Source organism: Streptomyces sp. NPDC001514 (assembly GCF_053597075.1).
In genome coordinates this window covers 15,073-32,488 of the sequence record NZ_JBSFHO010000017.1, presented here as the reverse complement: position 1 = coordinate 32,488, position 17,416 = coordinate 15,073, and the positions used below count along the sequence as shown (strand labels likewise).

The 17,416-nt window shown below is 71.0% G+C and carries 11 protein-coding genes and 1 pseudogene; 5 read left to right on the top strand and 7 right to left on the bottom strand.

Annotated features, from left to right (window positions below; all coding sequences use genetic code 11):
• Window positions 1-83: 83 nt before the first annotated feature.
• Complete coding sequence (locus ACWCXB_RS19360) at window positions 84-2,135, bottom strand: N-6 DNA methylase (RefSeq protein ID WP_450724381.1); 2,052 nt, start codon at window positions 2,133-2,135, stop codon at window positions 84-86.
• Window positions 2,136-2,409: 274 nt separating this feature from the next.
• Between ACWCXB_RS19360 and ACWCXB_RS19355 the strand changes: the two genes are divergently transcribed.
• Together ACWCXB_RS19355 and ACWCXB_RS19350 are read left to right on the top strand one after the other, a co-directional pair.
• Window positions 2,410-3,231, top strand: a complete 822-nt coding sequence (locus ACWCXB_RS19355; protein WP_450724379.1) for a DUF4190 domain-containing protein — start codon at window positions 2,410-2,412, stop codon at window positions 3,229-3,231.
• A gap of 106 nt (window positions 3,232-3,337) precedes the next feature.
• On the top strand, window positions 3,338-4,099 hold the full coding sequence (locus tag ACWCXB_RS19350) for a hypothetical protein (protein ID WP_450724377.1): 762 nt from the start codon (window positions 3,338-3,340) through the stop codon (window positions 4,097-4,099).
• A gap of 84 nt (window positions 4,100-4,183) precedes the next feature.
• Here ACWCXB_RS19350 and ACWCXB_RS19345 read toward each other — a convergent pair whose 3' ends face one another.
• On the bottom strand, window positions 4,184-4,948 hold the full coding sequence (locus tag ACWCXB_RS19345; RefSeq protein ID WP_450724375.1) for an N-acetyltransferase: 765 nt from the start codon (window positions 4,946-4,948) through the stop codon (window positions 4,184-4,186).
• A gap of 104 nt (window positions 4,949-5,052) precedes the next feature.
• On the opposite strand from ACWCXB_RS19345, the gene ACWCXB_RS19340 reads away from it, so the two are divergent.
• Window positions 5,053-5,655: a Type-2Aa cytolytic delta-endotoxin gene (locus ACWCXB_RS19340; RefSeq protein WP_450724373.1), complete on the top strand. Its 603-nt coding sequence runs from the start codon at window positions 5,053-5,055 to the stop codon at window positions 5,653-5,655.
• 241 nt (window positions 5,656-5,896) lie between these two features.
• Window positions 5,897-6,559 carry a response regulator gene (locus tag ACWCXB_RS19335; RefSeq protein WP_450724371.1) on the top strand — a complete coding sequence of 221 codons (663 nt, stop codon included), beginning with the start codon at window positions 5,897-5,899 and terminating at the stop codon, window positions 6,557-6,559.
• Between the two features lie 29 nt (window positions 6,560-6,588).
• On the opposite strand, the gene ACWCXB_RS19330 is transcribed toward ACWCXB_RS19335, so the two are convergent.
• The 5 genes and pseudogenes from ACWCXB_RS19330 to ACWCXB_RS19310 all read right to left on the bottom strand — a co-directional run bounded on the left by ACWCXB_RS19330 (window position 6,589) and on the right by ACWCXB_RS19310 (window position 15,185).
• Window positions 6,589-7,356 carry an HNH endonuclease family protein gene (locus tag ACWCXB_RS19330; protein WP_450724369.1) on the bottom strand — a complete coding sequence of 256 codons (768 nt, stop codon included), beginning with the start codon at window positions 7,354-7,356 and terminating at the stop codon, window positions 6,589-6,591.
• Between the two features lie 26 nt (window positions 7,357-7,382).
• Window positions 7,383-7,982, bottom strand: a pseudogene (locus ACWCXB_RS19325) (SCO6745 family protein); the annotation flags it as partial.
• A 51-nt stretch (window positions 7,983-8,033) separates the two neighbouring features.
• Window positions 8,034-11,606, bottom strand: coding sequence for a transcription-repair coupling factor (mfd, locus tag ACWCXB_RS19320; RefSeq protein ID WP_450724367.1), 3,573 nt, complete (start codon window positions 11,604-11,606; stop codon window positions 8,034-8,036).
• 220 nt (window positions 11,607-11,826) lie between these two features.
• On the bottom strand, window positions 11,827-14,400 hold the full coding sequence (locus ACWCXB_RS19315) for an ABC transporter permease (protein ID WP_450724365.1): 2,574 nt from the start codon (window positions 14,398-14,400) through the stop codon (window positions 11,827-11,829).
• Window positions 14,397-15,185, bottom strand: a complete 789-nt coding sequence (locus ACWCXB_RS19310; RefSeq protein ID WP_450724363.1) for an ABC transporter ATP-binding protein — start codon at window positions 15,183-15,185, stop codon at window positions 14,397-14,399. The genes ACWCXB_RS19315 and ACWCXB_RS19310 overlap by 4 nt, the downstream gene beginning before the upstream one ends.
• Before the next feature lie 371 nt (window positions 15,186-15,556).
• Here ACWCXB_RS19310 and ACWCXB_RS19305 point away from each other — a divergent pair, with 371 nt between their 5' ends.
• A complete protein-coding gene (locus tag ACWCXB_RS19305; RefSeq protein WP_450724361.1) occupies window positions 15,557-17,185 on the top strand; it encodes an MFS transporter in 1,629 nt (542 codons plus the stop codon).
• Window positions 17,186-17,416 lie beyond the last annotated feature (231 nt).

The following is a 17,416-nucleotide window of genomic DNA, read 5'->3' as shown; positions in this document are numbered from 1 at the left end:
CTGATGAGATCGGACGAGGATTCGAGCGTATACACCGACACCGACAGCCCGCTCCGGGTTGTGCCGAACCGTTGTTGAACTGATCACGCCTCGACGGTGCCCTCCGTCAGCCCGTCGTACAGCCCCTGCACCAGCTGCTCGCCGAGTCGGCCCGCGAGCCGCAGCGTGTCCTCGAAGGCGGCGAGCGCCCGGAAGCGCTCCCCGTACCGCTGCTGCTCGGCCAAGGGCAGCCGGGGCAGCTGGAGCCTGCGGACGTCGAGCCGGGTCGCGGTGGAGGCGTAGCTGCTGGCCTGGCGGTTGTTCGCCGTGCTGCGCAGGAAGCCGGCGAGGAACCAGGGGTCGAGCGCGGCCGGGTCGGGGCGCAGCAGCTGGAGGTTGCGGCCGAGTGCGGCACCCGCCGTGGCCTCGTCGACGACGCGTGCGGCCGAGCCGCCGCCGAGGACGGGGACGACGACGTCGCCCGCCTGCACGAGGACGGGTTCGACGTGGTCGTCGCCGGGTCCGTGAGCGTCCGGGAGAGCGCCGGAGGGGGCGGTGCCCGCGAGGACGTCGTGCTCGGTGAGGACCGGGGCGGAGCCCGTGCCGACGCCGCCCGCGCGCAGCTCCAGGGCTCCGGCGCGGACGAGTTCGCCGATGGTCGTGCCGGTCCAGCGGGCGGGGCCGGACGCGACGGGCTCGGCGGGCGGCGGGGTCAGATCCCCGGTGAGGCGCAGGGTGTCGGTGAGCCGTTCGCGTACGCCGGTGAGTTCGACGGCGCTGCCGCCCGCGGCCGGGGGCGGGAGGTGGCGGGCGGGGGCCAGGTCGACATCGTCGTCGAGGAGTTCGATGACGGGTACGCAGCGGCTGGTGCCGGGCTGTTCCTCGACGGTGCCGTGGCGGTCGAAGGGCTGCCAGGCGTCGAGCACCGCCCCCTGCACGGCCTGCCAGTCGAGCTTGTCGCGTCCGCCGCCCGGTTCCGTCAGCTCGGCGGTGTCGACGAACAGCAGCTCGGATGCCGGACGTTCGCCGGTGACGGGGCGGCGCAGCACCCAGAGGTGGAGCGGGACTCCGTACGGGGGCGCCGCTCCCGCGGGCAGGGCGATCACCGCACGGAGCGCGCCACGGCGCAGCAGGTCGGCGCGGATACGGCGGCCGGAGCGGCGGGACGCGGCGGCGGGCGGCATCAGCAGGACGGCCGTGCCCCCGGGGCGCAGCCGGGCCAGCGCGTGCTGGACCCAGGCCAGTTCGGATTCGGTGCGGGCCGGAAAGCCGTACTCCCAGCGCGGATCGTAGGCGAGTTCGTCGTGGCCCCAGTTGCGCTCGTTGAACGGCGGGTGGCAGAGCACGGCGTCGGCGGCGAGGCGCGGGAATGCCTCGGCGCGCAGGGAGTCGCCCGTGCGGGCGTGCACCTCGGCGTCGGACTGCAGGGCGAGACGGAGTGCGGCGAGCGCGACGAGGTCGGGGTCGGCCTCCTGCGCGTACAGGGCGGTGGGCTGCGTGACGGCCCTGAGCAGTGCACCGGTGCCGCAGGCCGGGTCGAGCACGACGCCGGCGGGGCCGGCCAGCGAGGCCATCAGCGCGGCAGGACCCGGTGGAGTGAGCGTGTACTGGCGGGGGTTGGCGTCGAGATACCGGCCGACGAGGAACTCGAACGCCTGGCGCGCACCCAGCTCGGCGGCGAGCTCGGCGGCGCCGCGCAGCATCGGGACCGAGCGGCGCAGGGCCGGGGTGTCGGGCGTGGGCACGGCGCGTTCGCCGGCCGGCCCGAACCGCGGGCTCAGCACCGCTTCCAGCGCTGTGGGCAGCATCGTGGCCATGCGCTCGTCGGAGACGGCGGAGAGCTCCAGCCAGGCCGTGTGCCGGTCCCGTACGAGCAGCAGGGCGCAGCCGGCGTGCACGAGGGCGGCGACCGCGCCGTCGGGGTGCCCGGAGACCTGCTGCCAGACCCGCTCGCGGAGGGGGACCTCGGCGAGTTTTCCCTGGTCCCGCAGCCACTGCTCGACCTCCGTAAGAGCGAAGGAGGGGCTGGTCTCGGTGCCGCCGACGGGCTTGGGGAAGTCGGCGTGCCGACGCCGCCAGTTGCTGACCGCGGCGCGCCCCACTCCCGCGAGCCGGGCGATTCCGGCAGCGGTCACCTCTGCTGCGTTCTCCGGCACGGGGGCGGCTCCTGTTCTCCGTCGACGGTCCTCGTCAGCGCTGATGTGGCCCCGAGCATACCGATGCGCGCGAGACCGACCACTTCACAGTGTGAGCGAATCTGTTTTCCGTGAACCATGTTGACTCGGTTCACAGGCTCTGCTCTTATTAACCCGTCGCTGCACGGGACTGGGTGAACGGTCCCGGCAACAGGAACGACCGTCCACAACGGCGTCCGTCCAAGCGGCGTCCGCGCACAGCGGCGTCCGCTCACCACGTCCCCGGAGGGCACGAATGTCCCAGTACACGCAGCAGCCCGAGTTCTCCCAGCCGCCCGCCCCCGCCCCGCAGCAGGCCGCCCGCAACGGCCTCGGCACCGCCGCGCTGATCCTCGGGATCATCGGCGCCCTGTCCGGTCTGATTCCGTTCTTCTTCTGGCTGGCCGGGATCCTCGGCCTCATCGGGCTGATCCTCGGCCTCTCCGCGCGGGGCCGGGTGAAGCGCGGCGAGGCCTCCAACAAGGGGATCGCCACCACCGGTGTCGTCCTCGGCCTGGTGTCCCTGATCCTCTCGGTCGTCGGAGCGGTCATCACGTTCAAGGCCGTGGGCGACGTGGTCGACGAGATCAACAAGGGCACGTCCGGGAGCTCCGCCTCGAAGAAGCCGGGTGCCGGAAGCGACGGCAAGCCCCTGGAGAAGGCGAAGGAGGGCGAGGACGCGACCGGCAAGGCCCTGGCCGCCGACGACTCGGCCGTGTACGACGACGAGCTGACCGTGACGGTGTCCGCGCCGAAGCCGTACACCCCGAGCGAGTTCGCCATCGGCCACACCAAGGGCAACAAGGCGTACAAGGTCACCGTCGTCATCGAGAACGCCGGCAAGGAGAAGTTCGACGCCGCGCTGGTCACCGCGGAGGCCCGCGCCGGCAAGGACGGCGTCAAGGCCGAGGAGATCTACGACGGCAAGGTCGGCGAGCCGTTCACGGGCACGGTCCTGCCGGGCAAGAAGATCACGGCCACCTGGGCCTTCGACGCCCCCGCCGACGCCAAGAACCTGACCATCGAGATCAGCCCGGGCTTCGAGTACAACGCGTCCGTCTGGGACCTGAAGGTCTGACGGCCGCCTTTCTCAGCTCCGCGCTCTCTTCCCCCGCACCCTCGCCTCGCACCCCCGCCTCGCGCCACGCCTCCCGCCGGCGTTCTCACTCCCGGAGAAGACCCTCATGTCCGCCACCACTCTGGTACGGCTGAAGCACCTCGTCCTCGTCCCTCTCTGCACGACCGTCGCGCTCGCTCTCACCGGGTGCCTCCCGACCGGCCCCGACCACGCGGGAAAGAGCGGCGCCGACTCCGGCCCGTACGCCGAGCTGTCGGGCCCGGAGGTCATCAACCGGGGCATCAAGGCCACCAAGAGCGCGAAGTCCATGGCGCTCGGGATCGACCTGAAGACGTCCGACGGGCCGGTCAAGGCCTATCTGGCCGTCAACACCAAGGGCGAGTGCGCGGGAACGGTCTCCATGGGCGCCACCGGCACCGTGGAGCTCGTGAAGACCGGCAACACCGCCTACCTGCGATTCGACGAGTCGATACTGCGCGACCAGAGCAAGGGCAGGCCCAAGGCGGAGGTCGACGCCGTCCTGAAGACCCTGCTGGGCAAGTGGGTCAAGGAGGACGCCGGCAGCGCCGACGCGAAGGACCTGGTCCAGTTCTGCGACCTGGACACGTATCTCGAAGGCTTCGAGGCCAACGACACCATTGCGAAGAAGACCGGGACGTCGACCGTGAACGGGACACCGACGCTGATGCTCACCGAGTCGGACCGGGACGAGAAGTACATCGCGCACGTGGCCGCCGAGGGCACGCCGTATCTGCTCAAGCTCCAGGTGGTCGGCGGCAAGGAGCCGGGCTCCATGACGTTCTCGGAGTTCAACAAGCCGGTCGCGGCGAAGAAGCCCGCCGCGAAGGACATCGTCGACATCGACTAGGCCGGGGGGACGGAGAGAGCCGGTGAGGCCGCCGGAGGGGGGCGGCCTCACCGGCTCTCTGCGTACTGGGCGGAACCCGGCCGGTCAGAGCCGGTGCCGCACCCACACGTTCGGCTCGACGTACACGGCGTACCCGTGCCCGAGGAAGCAGTGCACCGGGATCAGCGCACCCGGGACCGCCACCGGCCCGTCCGTGTCGAAGGGCAGGCCGGTCCAGGTGCGCCACTGCTCCAGGGAGCCGGAGATCGTCATGGAGGCGGGGGCGACCGCCTCGATCGTGGCGCCGGCACGGACATGGACGCGCAGCCACGGGTCGTGCGGAAGGCCGTCCGCCTCGCGGGTACGGAAGGCGTACTCGGCCATCGGCACCTCAGGTTCGAGGTGCTTGGCGCTCGGCCGGACGGGGGCGACGAGCTCCTTGAAACCGCGCGCGCGGGCGTTGTCCCGCATCGCGGCGACCATCCGGGCGGAGATCCCGCGGCCCAGCATGCCCGTCGTCACGGTGATCTCGATCGCGCTCACGGTGTCCGGGGTCCGGCCGTGCCGCCGGTCGGAGAAGGCCCACAGCAGCGCCTGGTCCCAGCCGGTGTCGGGCAGCTCCCGCCGCCCGTCCACGTCCAGCGCGAACGGCACGCTGAACGCCCGGGCCACGACAGCGCCTTCGGGGTCGGTCGCGACCAGGACGTACTCGGGCAGCTCGGCGACGATACGGCCCATGTTGGCCCAGCCCACAGGGTCGTTCAGCATGAACTCAGGCCAGATGTCAAGCATCCGCCACATGGGGTCCGCCAGTTCGGGGCGCTCGGCGAGGGTGGTGATCGTCAGTTCCGGGATACGGTCCGTGTCCATCGGGGCAGGCTAGCGACGGACTCCCGGCCCCCCAAACGCTTTTCGGCCCTGGCCATACTGGCTCCGACCTGAGTGATCACTACCTGACACATCGAGGAGCACGTATGGCCGACCTGCCCATCACCGGAAAGAGCAGATTCATGAGGATCGCCGAAGTGGAACCGTCCTGCGCGGACCAGGTGCAGGCGATCGAGGACACGTTCCATCGAGCGATCGATCCTGCCGCAGGGGCCTTCGACTTCGGGAACGTACGGAAGGCGGCGAGCACCCTCCCCGCCACCTCCCTCGTCAAGATCGTCCCTGCGTTCGGCCTCCAGGAGACGACACCGGTCTCCGTCCTGGTGCTTTCGCTCAAGGAGTCCGTACGCCAGGCGCTCTCACGGCCGTTCACCAATCCGGCCTTCTGGGACAAGGCCGAGCAGGCGCTCACCCGCGCCTTCACCGGCCTGGACGAGCAGGAGGACGCACCGCACTTCGCCTTCCGCCAGGACAGCGGGGACGGCAGCACGAGCTGGTTCTACAACCTGCTGTTCGCCCTGCAGGACGAGGAGACCGAGGGTTTCCTCTACGTCATGGCCTTCTGCATCGATGTGACCTTCGTGCTCGAGAAGGGCAAGGTCCGCTCCCTGGGCGTCGACGACACCGTGTCGTACGCGATACGCCTCAACGCGATGACCGTGCGCCAGGACCTGAGGTCCGCGGCCTAGAGTTCCCGCCCTGAGCGGCTGCACCCCCGCGAGGCCACGGGCCCCGAGTCGCTCCTGGCACTGTTGGCCGGTCCGTCCACCGGCAACAGGTCGAGCGGCACTCTCTCTCCTCATCGCGCTGGACGGTCATCGCCGGCGCGTTGTCCCGTACGATCAGCGCCGGGCCGCGCCCCGAGGGCGGCTTCCGGGTGACGGCGCGGCTGCCGCTGCCCGAACCCGTCGGAGTTCCGGTGGAGGCCCGATGACCGTCCGGGTCGTGCTCGCCGACGACCAGCCGCTGGTGCGGTCCGGTCTGCGCATGATCATGGCCGATCACCCCGACCTGGAGGTCGTCGGTGAAGCCGCCACCGGCGCCGAAGCGGTCCAACTGGTCAGGGATGTCAGCCCCGACGTGGTGGTGATGGACATCCGGATGCCCGGCATGGACGGCATCGAGGCCACTCGCCTGATCACCGCCGGTCCGGCGACGACCCGCGTCCTCGTCCTGACCACCTTCGACGAGGACGACCACGTCTACGGCGCGCTCCGGGCTGGCGCGAGCGGCTTCGTGGTCAAGGACATGGCGCTGGACGACATCCTCGCGGCGATCCGCGTGGTCGCCGCCGGCGACGCACTGATCGCGCCGGGTGTGACGCGTCGTCTGATCGCGGACTTCGTCGGGCGCCCCGCGGCTGCCCCGGAGCGCTCCCCTCGGCCGGTCGAGGGCATCACCGAGCGGGAACGGGAAGTCCTGACCCTGGTCGGACGCGGCCGGTCGAACACCGAGATCGCGGAGGACCTCTTCATCACGGTGGCCACCGCCAAGTCGCACGTGTCACGTCTGTTCACCAAACTGGGCGCCCGGGACCGGGTCCAGCTCGTGATCACCGCCTACGAGATGGGGCTCGTCACGCTGCCGCGCTGAGCGCGTCCTGGGTCCCTCGGCGGGCCTTCTCATCCGCCACACTGCTCCAGCATGATCCGCTTGTCGGCGGCCGTCACCGGCATCTCGTACTTGAGGGCGACCTGCGTGAAACGCACGGCGTACGAGCAGCGGACGGCCTTGTTCGGCGGCAGCCAGGAGGCGGGGCCCGAGTCGCTCTTGGCGGAGTTGGCGCTGCCATCGACCGGGAGCAGGTTGAGGGGGTCGTTGGCGAGTCGGCGGCGTTTGGCGTCGTCCCAGCGGGCCGCGCCCATCTGCCAGCTGTACGACAGAGGCACCACGTGATCTATCTGCACCGCCGCGGCCTTCTGTTTCTTCCACTCAATGGTCGTGCCGGTGTACGGATCGCGCAGCGTCATCGCCACGACCACACAGTCGGAACCATCACGAAATCGAAGGTTCTGACCATCGCGATCAATAAGATCATTTCGGGTGTCGCACCCGTTCCGTGCCAGCGGCACGCCGTCCGCCGTGTCCATCCACGCGTAACCGAACTCATCCCGTTCATAGCCGGTCTTGGGCCCGCGCCCCTTCGTGGACAGCTCCTCGACGAGCTTACGGGCCTCGGCCTCGTCCGCCTCGGACGTGACCGGCGCGAGACCGGGCCTCGTGCCGTCCGGGTTGCCGAGCGGGCTGACCGCGCGACCGGCGGACGGGCCAGGGGCGTTGCCGGCATCCGGGAAGTCGCCACCGTCGCCCGGTGTGCAGCCTGTGAGGAGGGCGGAGACCAGGGCGACGGCGGCCAGGACGGCGCGCGGCGTACGTATCGAGTCGGGCACGCAAGGATCGTAGGGCCTGGGTGACGTCACACCTTCCCGATGCCCAGCGTATTTGCGCCGGGCAGCAGTCCCGAGCCGAGAACCTCCAGCCAGAAGGGGCCGAGGAGTTCGGCGAGCCGGCCGGTGTCCTCGGCGCCGAGGGACTGCCAGGGGGCGGCGGCCAGTTCGTCGGTGCGGCGCTCGACCTCGGCGCGCAGGGCGCGGCCCGCGTCGGTGGCCGTGCCGTCGGCGTCCAGCAGTCCGCGGGCCACGAGCCGCTCGCGGGCGCCGGTCCACTCGTCCTCGCTCCAGCCGCGGCTCGCGAAGACCTGGGCGGGCGCCGCGCCGATTCCGGCGAACGACACCAGGGCCTCCACGGGGTCGAGCCCGGCGGTCACGAGGGCGACGAGGTGGCCGTCGCCGCGGTGCTCGCGCAGGACCGTGGCGGCGTGCCACAGCACCAGGTGCGGCTCGTCGGGCCACGGCAGTGCGGCGTTGGCGGCGGCGAGCGGGCGGCCCTCCGTGTTCACCGCATCGGCGGCGCGGCGGGCGAGCGCGGCGGCCTCGGCGAGCTCGGGGCTGCCGGTCCGCTCGCCGAGGAGCGCGCGGTACGCCCGGTCGACGCCGCGCGTCCGGGCCGCCAGCACAAGGCACCCACACCCGCGGAGAGCCGGGGCCGTCTTGTGGATCCTGCCTGGCTACGACCCCAGGATCGTCGTCAGGAACTCACCCGTCCACGCCAGCAGTTCCCGCCCCACCACCGGCTTGCCGCCGATCTTGCCCGTCGTCGGGCGGGGCACCAGGATCTGGTGGACGGCCGGCTTGATCACCGTGCGCGGGTAGAGACGCTTCAGACGCAGTTCCTGCGACTCGCGCAGTTCCACCGGAGCGAAGCGGATGTTCGGGCCCTGGAGGACGATCTCGCCGACGCCGCAGGCGCGGGCCAGCATGCGCAGGCCTGCCACGAGGAGCAGGTTCTCCACGGGCTCCGGGAGCTTGCCGTAGCGGTCGGTGAGTTCCTCCCGTACGGCCTTGATGTCCTCCTCCGTGTTGGCGGAGGCGATCGCCCGGTACGCCTGCAGGCGCAGCCGCTCGCCCGGCGCGTAGTCGTGCGGGACGTGCGCGTCGACCGGGAGCTCGATCTTGACCTCGAGCGGGGGCTCCTCCTCGACGCCGCCCTCCAGCGAGGCGCGGTAGTCGGCGACCGCCTCGCCGACCATGCGTACGTACAGGTCGAAACCGACGCCCGCGATATGGCCGGACTGCTCGCCACCGAGGAGATTGCCCGCGCCGCGGATCTCCAGGTCCTTCATCGCGACGTACATGCCCGCGCCCATCTCGGTGTGCTGGGCGATCGTCGCCAGACGCTCGTGCGCGGTCTCGGTGAGCGGCTTCTCCGGCGGGTAGAGGAAGTACGCGTACCCGCGCTCGCGGCCGCGCCCCACACGCCCGCGCAGCTGGTGCAGCTGCGAGAGGCCGAAGTTGTCGCCGCGCTCGACGATCAGCGTGTTCGCGTTCGAGATGTCGATGCCGGACTCGACGATCGTCGTCGAGACGAGCACGTCGAACTTCTTCTCCCAGAAGTCGACGACGACCTGCTCCAGCTGGCTCTCGCCCATCTGCCCGTGGGCGGTGGCGATACGGGCCTCCGGCACGATGTCGCGGAGCCGCGCCGTCGCCCGGTCGATCGACTCGACGCGGTTGTGGATGTAGAAGACCTGACCCTCGCGCAGCAGTTCGCGGCGGATGGCCGCGCCGATCTGCTTCTCCTCGTACGGGCCGACGAAGGTCAGCACCGGGTGCCGCTCCTCCGGCGGGGTCGTGATCGTCGACATCTCACGGATGCCGGTGACCGCCATCTCCAGCGTCCGCGGGATCGGGGTCGCGGACATCGTCAGTACGTCCACATTGGCGCGGAGCTTCTTCAGCTGCTCCTTGTGCTCGACGCCGAACCGCTGCTCCTCGTCCACGATGACCAGGCCCAGGTCCTTGAACTTGGTCTCGGACGAGAAGAGCCGGTGCGTGCCGATGACGATGTCGACCGAGCCGTCCCGCAGCCCCTCCAGGGTCGCCTTCGCCTCCGTGTCCGACTGGAAGCGGGACAACGCCCGTGTCACCACGGGGAATTGGGAGTAGCGCTCGGAGAACGTCCCGAAGTGCTGCTGCACCAGCAGCGTCGTGGGCACGAGCACCGCGACCTGCTTGCCGTCCTGGACGGCCTTGAAGGCGGCCCGGACGGCGATCTCGGTCTTTCCGTAGCCGACGTCACCGCAGATGAGGCGGTCCATGGGGATCGACTTCTCCATGTCCTCCTTCACCTCGGCGATGGTGGACAGCTGGTCGGGGGTCTCGACGTACGGGAACGCGTCCTCCAGCTCCCGCTGCCAGGGGGTGTCCGCGCCGAAGGAGTGGCCGGGCGCCGCCATCCGGGCGCTGTACAGCTTGATCAGGTCCGCGGCGATCTCCTTGACCGCCTTCTTCGCGCGCGCCTTCGTCTTCGTCCAGTCCGCACCGCCCAGCCGGTGCAGGGTCGGTGCCTCACCGCCGACGTACTTGGTGACCTGCTCCAGCTGGTCGGTCGGGATGTAGAGCCTGTCGCCGGGCTGGCCGCGCTTGGCGGGGGCGTACTCGACGAGCAGATACTCCCGGGTCGCGCCCTGGACGGTGCGCTGCACCATTTCGAGGTAGCGGCCGACGCCGTGCTGCTCGTGCACGATGTAGTCGCCGACCTCCAGCGTCAGCGGGTCGATCTGCTTGCGGCGCCGGGTCGGCATCCGCGTGCCGTCCTTGCCTGCGGCCTTCTGGCCGGACAGGTCGGTCTCGGTGAGGACGGCGATCTTGAGTCCGGGGTCGATGAAGCCGTACTCGATGGAGCTGGTCGCGACATGGACGACGGACGGGGAGATCTCGCCGAGGTCGCCCGTCTTCGAATCAAGCACAGCCAGGCGGGCGGCGATGCCCTCGCCGCCGAGCACCTCGACGGTGCGGGCCGCGGGGCCGTGGCCCTCGGTCACGTAGACGGTGCGCCAGCCGTCCGCGAGCCAGCCCTTGGTGTCGGCGAGGGCGCGGGCCGTGTCGCCGCGGTACGTCTCCGGGGCGTGCATCCCCAGCTTGAGCGTGTCCCCCGCCCCGTCGGCGGCGAATGTCTCCGCAAGCTCCTCGTCCGCCGCGAACGGCGACACCGACCACCACATCATCCCGAGCTCACGCGCCCGGTCCCGGACGTCCGCGATGCCCCACAGCGAGGCCGCGCCGACATCGATCGGCGCCTCGCCGCCGCCGGCCGACGCCGCCCACGACGCCTGCAGGAACTCCTGCGACGTCGCCACCAGGTCCGCCGCCCGGGTACGGACCCGCTCCGGGTCGCACACCACGGCCATCGAGCCCGCCGGGAGGACGTCGAGCAGCAGCTCCATGTCGTCGACGAGGACCGGGGCGAGGGACTCCATGCCCTCGACGGCGATGCCCTCGGCGATCTTGCCGAGCAGTTCGCCGAGTTCCGGGTGCGCCTCGGCGAGGGCCGCGGCCCGCTGCCGTACCTCGTCGGTCAGGAGCAGCTCACGGCAGGGCGGCGCCCACAGCCCGTGCTCGGCGACCTCGAGCGAGCGCTGGTCGGCGACCTTGAAGTAACGGATCTCCTCGACATCGTCGCCCCAGAACTCGATCCGGAGCGGATGCTCCTCGGTGGGCGGGAAGACATCGAGGATGCCGCCGCGCACCGCGAACTCGCCGCGCTTCTCGACCAGCTCGACCCGGGAGTACGCGGCGGCCGCGAGCCCGTCCACGACCTCGTTCAGGTCCGCGGTCTGCCCGCTGCGCAGGGCCACGGGCTCCAGGTCGCCGAGGCCCTTGACCTGCGGCTGCAGCACGGAACGCACGGGCGCGACGACGACGCTGACGGGACCTGCGGCCGGGTCGTCCGGCGAGGGGTGCGCAAGGCGGCGCAGCACAGCGAGGCGCCGGCCCACGGTGTCGGAGCGGGGCGAGAGCCGCTCGTGCGGGAGGGTCTCCCAGGACGGGTACTCGACGACCGTGTCCGGGTCGAGCAGTGAGCGCAGCGCCGCGGCCAGGTCCTCGGCCTCCCGCCCGGTCGCGGTCACGGCGAGCACCGGCCGCCCCGCCTCGCGCGCCAGGCCGGCCACCACGAAGGGCCGCGCGGCCGGCGGCCCGACGAGATCGACGTGGCGCCGGTGACCGTCGGCGGCGGCCTCCACCGCTTCGGCGAGCGCCGGGTCACGTACAACGGCGTTGAGCAGACCGTGCAGGCTCATGAAGGGGTTCCGTCCGGGATCCGATGGGGGTGGGCAACGCGAACCGCCCGACACGTCGAACGGGCCGGGGGTTTCCAGCGTAAACCCCGCGACACGGCTCCGGCCCGGTGAGCGTGGAGGACGCACACCGGGCCGGAGCGGCCATCCTACGGAACGGCTCCGCAGGGCCCGCGACTACTTCATGGCGTACTTCATGGCGACTGCGGCCCGTCCATGGCGACTACTCCGTGGCGATCGCGTTCAGGACGTTCATCCGGCCCGCCCGGAAGGCCGGCACGAGCGCCGCGAACAGCCCCACGAACGCCGACGCCACGAAGACCGTCAGGATCGTCGGCCACGGGATCTCCAGGACCCCCAGCCCCTCGAGGGCCAGCAGCTTCTGGGCCGCCGTGCCCCAGCCCATGCCCAGGCCGAGTCCGAGCAGGGCGCCGAAGAGGGCGATGACCACCGACTCCAGGCGGATCATGCGGCGCAGCTGGCGGCGGGAGAGGCCGATGGCGCGCATGAGGCCGATCTCCCGGGTCCGCTCGACCACCGACAGGGCCAGGGTGTTCACGACACCCAGCACCGCGACGATGATCGCGAGCGCGAGCAGGCCGTAGACGATGTTCAGCAGCTGGCCGACCTGGTCCTTCAGGTCCTGCTTGAAGTCGGTCTGGTTCTGCACCTTGTACTGCGGGTACGCGGCGAGCGACTTCTTGAGGGCCTCGTACGCCTCCGTCGCCCTGCCCTCCTCCGCCGTGGCGAACATGATCAGGTTCTTCGGCATCTTCGCGGCGGGCACGTACTGCGCGGCGGTCGCGATGTTCGTGTACTTCGCGCCCTTGTCGACGTTTCCGTCGTCCGACGTGATCGCCGCGACCTTCAGCTTCGCCGTCCCGCCGTCCTTGAAGGCGACCGTGATCGTGTCGCCGACCTTCACGCCGTGCGCCTTGGCGTACTCGTCGCCGACGGACATGGCGTTCTTCCCGTACGCCGCCGACAGCTCGCCGGCGACGGTCTCGCGCCGCAGGTCCTGCGCGTACGTCGGGTCGGCGGCGACGATCTCCTCGTCCTCGGTCGTGCCGTCCGGGGCGGTGAGCTTCGTCTTGACGGCCTTGTACTCGGTGACGTGGGCGATGCCCGGTGTCTTCTCCAGGGCCTGCTGGGCCTGAGGCACGATCGGCTGCATATTGCTCGAGCTGACGATGAAGTCCGCGCCGACGGACCTGTCGAGCTCCTCCGTCGCCGAGGCGACCATGGACGAGCCGACGACCGACAGACAGGCGACGAGCGCGAGGCCGATCATCAGGGCCGCACCAGTGGCGCCGGTGCGACGCGGGTTGCGCAGCGCGTTGCGCTCGGCCATCCGTCCGACCGGGCCGAAGATCCGCAGGACGACCGCGCCGATGACCCGGATCACGCCGCCCGCGAGGAGCGGGCCGACGACGATGAAGCCGATGAGGCTGAGGACGACACCGAGCCCGAGCCACATCGAGCCCTCGGTCGCCTTGTCGGCCTGCGCCGCGAGCCACAGCGCCGCGCCTCCGGCGCCGGTCAGGACCACGCCGAGGATGCCGCGCACCAGACCGGCCTTGCCGTCCGCCGGGGTGCCTGCATCGCGCAGTGCCGCCATCGGGGAGACCTTGCCGGCCCGCCGGGCGGGGATGTACGCGGCCACGACGGTGACGACGATGCCGAGGGTGAGGCCGACGGCCGGGGTCGTCCATGTGACGGTCAGGTCCTGGGTGGAAAGGTTCATGCCCATCGAGGACATGAGCTCCATCAGCCCGATCGCGAGGCCCACTCCGGCGCCGACGCCGGCGATGGACCCGATGATGCCGAGCAGCAGCGCCTCGACCAGGACCGAGCGGTTGACCTGCTTACGGCTCGATCCGATGGCCCGCATCAGGCCGATCTCGCGGGTCCGCTGGGCGACCAGCATCGAGAAGGTGTTGACGATGAGGAAGATGCCGACGAGCAGGGCGATCCCGGCGAAGCCGAGCATCGCGTACTTCATCACGTCGAGGAAGCCGCTGACGTCCTCGCGGCCGGCGTCCGCCGCCTCCTGCTGGGTCTGGAACTTGTACGGCCCCGGGGCGACCGCGGCCACGTTCCGCTTCAGCTGCTCATGGCCGACGCCTGGCGCGGCGGTCACGGTGACGTGCGTGAACTCACCGGTCTTCCCGAGGAGTTGACGCTGGGCGGTGGCGGTGTCGAAGTAGACGACGGCCGCGCCCGGGTTGGTGACCTTGAAGGAGGCAATACCGGAGACACGAGCCGTGAAGTCGCCGGTGACGGCGATCGTGCGCAGCTCGTCGCCGATCCTGAGCTTGTGCTTCTCGGCGGTGTCCGCGTCGACCATCACCTCGGTGGGGCCGCGCGGGGCGTGGCCGGAGGTGATCTCCATCGAACGCAGGTCGTTCTGCGTCCAGTTGCCGGCGATCGTCGGGGCGCCGTTGCTGGACCCCATGTTCTTGTTGTCCGCGTTGACGACGGTGACGCTCATGGAGACGACCACGCCCTCGGCGGACCGCACGCCGTCCGCCTTCTCCACCTCGGCGACGAGGGAGGCGGGCAGCGATTCGGGCCGGCCGGACTGCGGCATCTCGTCGTCGGTGGCGGCGTTCTTCGGGCTGACGGTGACATCGGCCGCGGTGGCGGCGAAGAGTTTGTCGAAGGTGGTGTTCATGGTGTCGGTGAAGACGAGCGTGCCGGACACGAACGCCACCGACAGCAGGACGGCGACGGCGGAGAGCGCCATGCGTCCCTTGTGGGCGAAGAAGTTGCGCAGGGAGGTCTTGAGCACGGTCACGACGTCCGTCCCCGGGCGTCGAAGTCCTTCATGCGGTCGAGGACCTGGTCGGCCGTGGGGTTGAACATCTCGTCGACGATCCGGCCGTCGGCGAGGTACAGCACGCGGTCCGCGTAGGAGGCCGCCACCGGGTCGTGGGTGACCATGACGATGGTCTGGCCGAGCTCGTCGACGGACCGGCGCAGGAAGCCCAGCACCTCGGCCCCGGCGCGCGAGTCCAGGTTTCCGGTCGGCTCGTCACCGAAGATGATCTCGGGGCGGGCCGCCAGGGCGCGGGCCACGGCGACGCGCTGCTGCTGGCCGCCGGAGAGCTGGGTCGGCCGGTGCTTGAGGCGGTCGGCGAGGCCGACGGTCTCCACCACCCGGTTCAGCCAGGCCGCGTCCGGCTTGCGGCCCGCGATGTCCATCGGCAGCGTGATGTTCTCGACGGCGTTGAGCGTGGGCAGCAGGTTGAACGCCTGGAAGATGAAGCCGATCCGGTCGCGGCGCAGCTGCGTGAGCTTCTTGTCCTTGAGCTTGGTGATCTCGGTGTCGTCGATGTGGATCTCGCCCGAGGTCACCGTGTCGAGGCCGGCCAGGCAGTGCATCAGCGTGGATTTGCCGGAACCCGACGGACCCATGATCGCGGTGAACCGACCGCGCATGATGTCCACGTCGACGTGGTCGAGCGCGACGACCCGCGTCTCGCCGGAGCCGTACGCCTTGACGACCTGTCGGGCTCGCGCGGCGACGGCCGTACGCCCTCCGGTGGCCCCGTGCGCGGGGATAGTCACAGCCGTTGTCACGGTATGTCTCCTATGTCGATGGATGGGAATGCCGAAGCCGGGAATGCCGGAACGCCGCGTGCGGCACGAGTCTCGCGGGAGGCGGCCCCCGGCACGATGGGGCTGAACACCCTCTTGAGCGGGGGTTTTCCCCACCCCCCTGTCGCCCCCTGCGCCGTCCGGGCCGCCGTAGGACCAAGTTAAGGAACGGCGCCCGCCCCTCTCGTCCTCCGGCGGGACGAACGGCCCCTGGCCGGTTGTAAGGAGGAACCCTTAGGGGACTCCGCCCCAGGGCCGATCCCGTACCCGTAGAGGCCGACCCCTCCCGCCGTCCGAGGTGCTAGTGAGAGGGTGTGTCCCGCGGAGATACATGCATAGGGAAAGGATCGTTGATGGGTTCGGGCAGCACGGACGCGGGCGGAGACAGTACCGGCGCGCACAGCGGCAGTGCCGGAACGGACGCCGGCGATGCGGGCGCACGCGGCGGCAACAGCGACACCGCCGCGCCCACGGGCCCGGCCCCCGCGCCACCGGCTGCCCCCGCCCCATCGGCCGCCCCCCGCCGCGGCCCCGTCGTCGCCGCCCTGATGCTCGGCATGGCGCTGGCGGCCCTCGACGGCACCATCGTCTCGACCGCCGTTCCGCAGATCGTCGGCGACCTGGGCGGCTTCTCGGTCTTCTCCTGGCTGTTCTCCGGCTATCTGCTCGCCGTGACCGTCACCCTGCCCGTCTACGGCAAGCTCTCCGATACCTTCGGCCGCAAGCCCGTCCTGATCGCGGGCATCGCCCTCTTCCTGGTCGGCTCCCTGCTGTGCGCGGGCGCCTGGAACATGGCCTCGCTCATCGCCTTCCGCGTCGTCCAGGGCCTCGGCGGCGGCGCGCTCCAGGGCACGATCCAGACGATCGCCGCCGATCTGTACCCGCTCGACGAGCGCCCCAAGATCGTGTCGAAGCTGTCCACGGTATGGGCGGTGTCGGCGGTCGCGGGCCCGGCGGTGGGCGGCCTGCTCGCCGCGTACGCCGACTGGCGCTGGATCTTCCTGATCAATCTGCCGGTGGGCGCGGTGGCGCTGTGGCTGGTCGCCCGCCATCTGACCGAGCCGGTACGGGAACGGGGTCCACGAGCCCGGGTCGACTGGCCCGGCGCACTCGCCGTCTTCCTCACCGGGACGCTGCTGCTGACCGCCCTCGTCCAGGGCGGGGTGGCCTGGCCCTGGCTCTCCGCACCCTCGCTCGGCCTCTTCGCCGGCGCCGCGGCGGGCGCGGCCGTGACCGTCGTCGTCGAACGGCGGGCGGCCGAGCCCGTCATCCCCGGCTGGGTGTGGCGGCGCCGCACCATCGCCGCGGTCAATCTCGCGCTGGGTGCGCTCGGACTGCTGATGGTCGCGCCGACCGTCTTCCTGCCCACGTACGCCCAGTCGGTCCTCGGACTCGGCCCGATCGCCGCCGGGTTCGTACTGTCGGTGATGACGCTGAGCTGGCCGGTCAGCGCGGCGTACGCGAACCGCGTCTACACCCGCATCGGGTTCCGCAACACCGCGATCATCGGCATCGGCACGGCGACGCTGATCATGCTGGCGTTCCCGCTGCTGCTCCCGTACCCGGGCGAGCCGTGGCAGCCCGCGCTCATCATGCTGCTGCTCGGCGCCGCCCTCGGGTTCTTCCAACTGCCGCTGATCGTCGGCGTCCAGTCGACCGTGCCCTGGGCCGAGCGCGGCACGACGACCGCGTCGGTGCTGTTCTGCCGCCAGGTCGGCCAGAGCGTCGGTGCGGCGCTGTTCGGTGCGCTCGCCAACGCGGTGCTCGCCGCCCGGCTCGGCGGCTCGGGCGATCTGGACTCGGTGGCGCGCTCGCTCGCGGGGGGCGGTTCCGGGCCGGCGGAGCATCTGCGGCAGGCGGTGGCGACGGCGGTGGACTACGTGTACCTGGGGGCTGCGGGCGCAGGCGGGCTGGCGCTGCTGGTGCTGGTGTTCCTGGCGCCGCGGAAGTTCCCGGTGATCATGGAGAAGCCCGACGCATGACGCGTGACATGTGACGCCTGACGTCGCCTGACGTGACGCCTGAGGCCTGCCGCACCACCCGCCTGCCGCCCGCCGCCCGACCAGCTGCGCGGCCGCGCCTCCGGCCGGTGCGGGGGCGTGACCCGACCGTTGCGGAACTGACATACCTTCCAGTCGGTAGCCCCCTTACGTCCGCCCACTACCGACAAGTAACGTACGCGCTCCCCCCACAGGCATACCCTCCCCCAACAC

Excerpts from the sequence above, each read along its gene's own strand:
- ACWCXB_RS19355 (WP_450724379.1), top strand. The coding sequence starts at position 2,410 with ATGTCCCAGTACACGCAGCAGCCCGAGTTCTCCCAGCCGCCCGCCCCC.
- ACWCXB_RS19350 (WP_450724377.1), top strand. The coding sequence starts at position 3,338 with ATGTCCGCCACCACTCTGGTACGGCTGAAGCACCTCGTCCTCGTCCCT.
- ACWCXB_RS19345 (WP_450724375.1), bottom strand. The coding sequence starts at position 4,948 with ATGGACACGGACCGTATCCCGGAACTGACGATCACCACCCTCGCCGAG.
- ACWCXB_RS19340 (WP_450724373.1), top strand. The coding sequence starts at position 5,053 with ATGGCCGACCTGCCCATCACCGGAAAGAGCAGATTCATGAGGATCGCC.
- ACWCXB_RS19335 (WP_450724371.1), top strand. The coding sequence starts at position 5,897 with ATGACCGTCCGGGTCGTGCTCGCCGACGACCAGCCGCTGGTGCGGTCC.
- mfd (WP_450724367.1), bottom strand. The coding sequence starts at position 11,606 with ATGAGCCTGCACGGTCTGCTCAACGCCGTTGTACGTGACCCGGCGCTC.
- ACWCXB_RS19305 (WP_450724361.1), top strand. The coding sequence starts at position 15,557 with ATGGGTTCGGGCAGCACGGACGCGGGCGGAGACAGTACCGGCGCGCAC.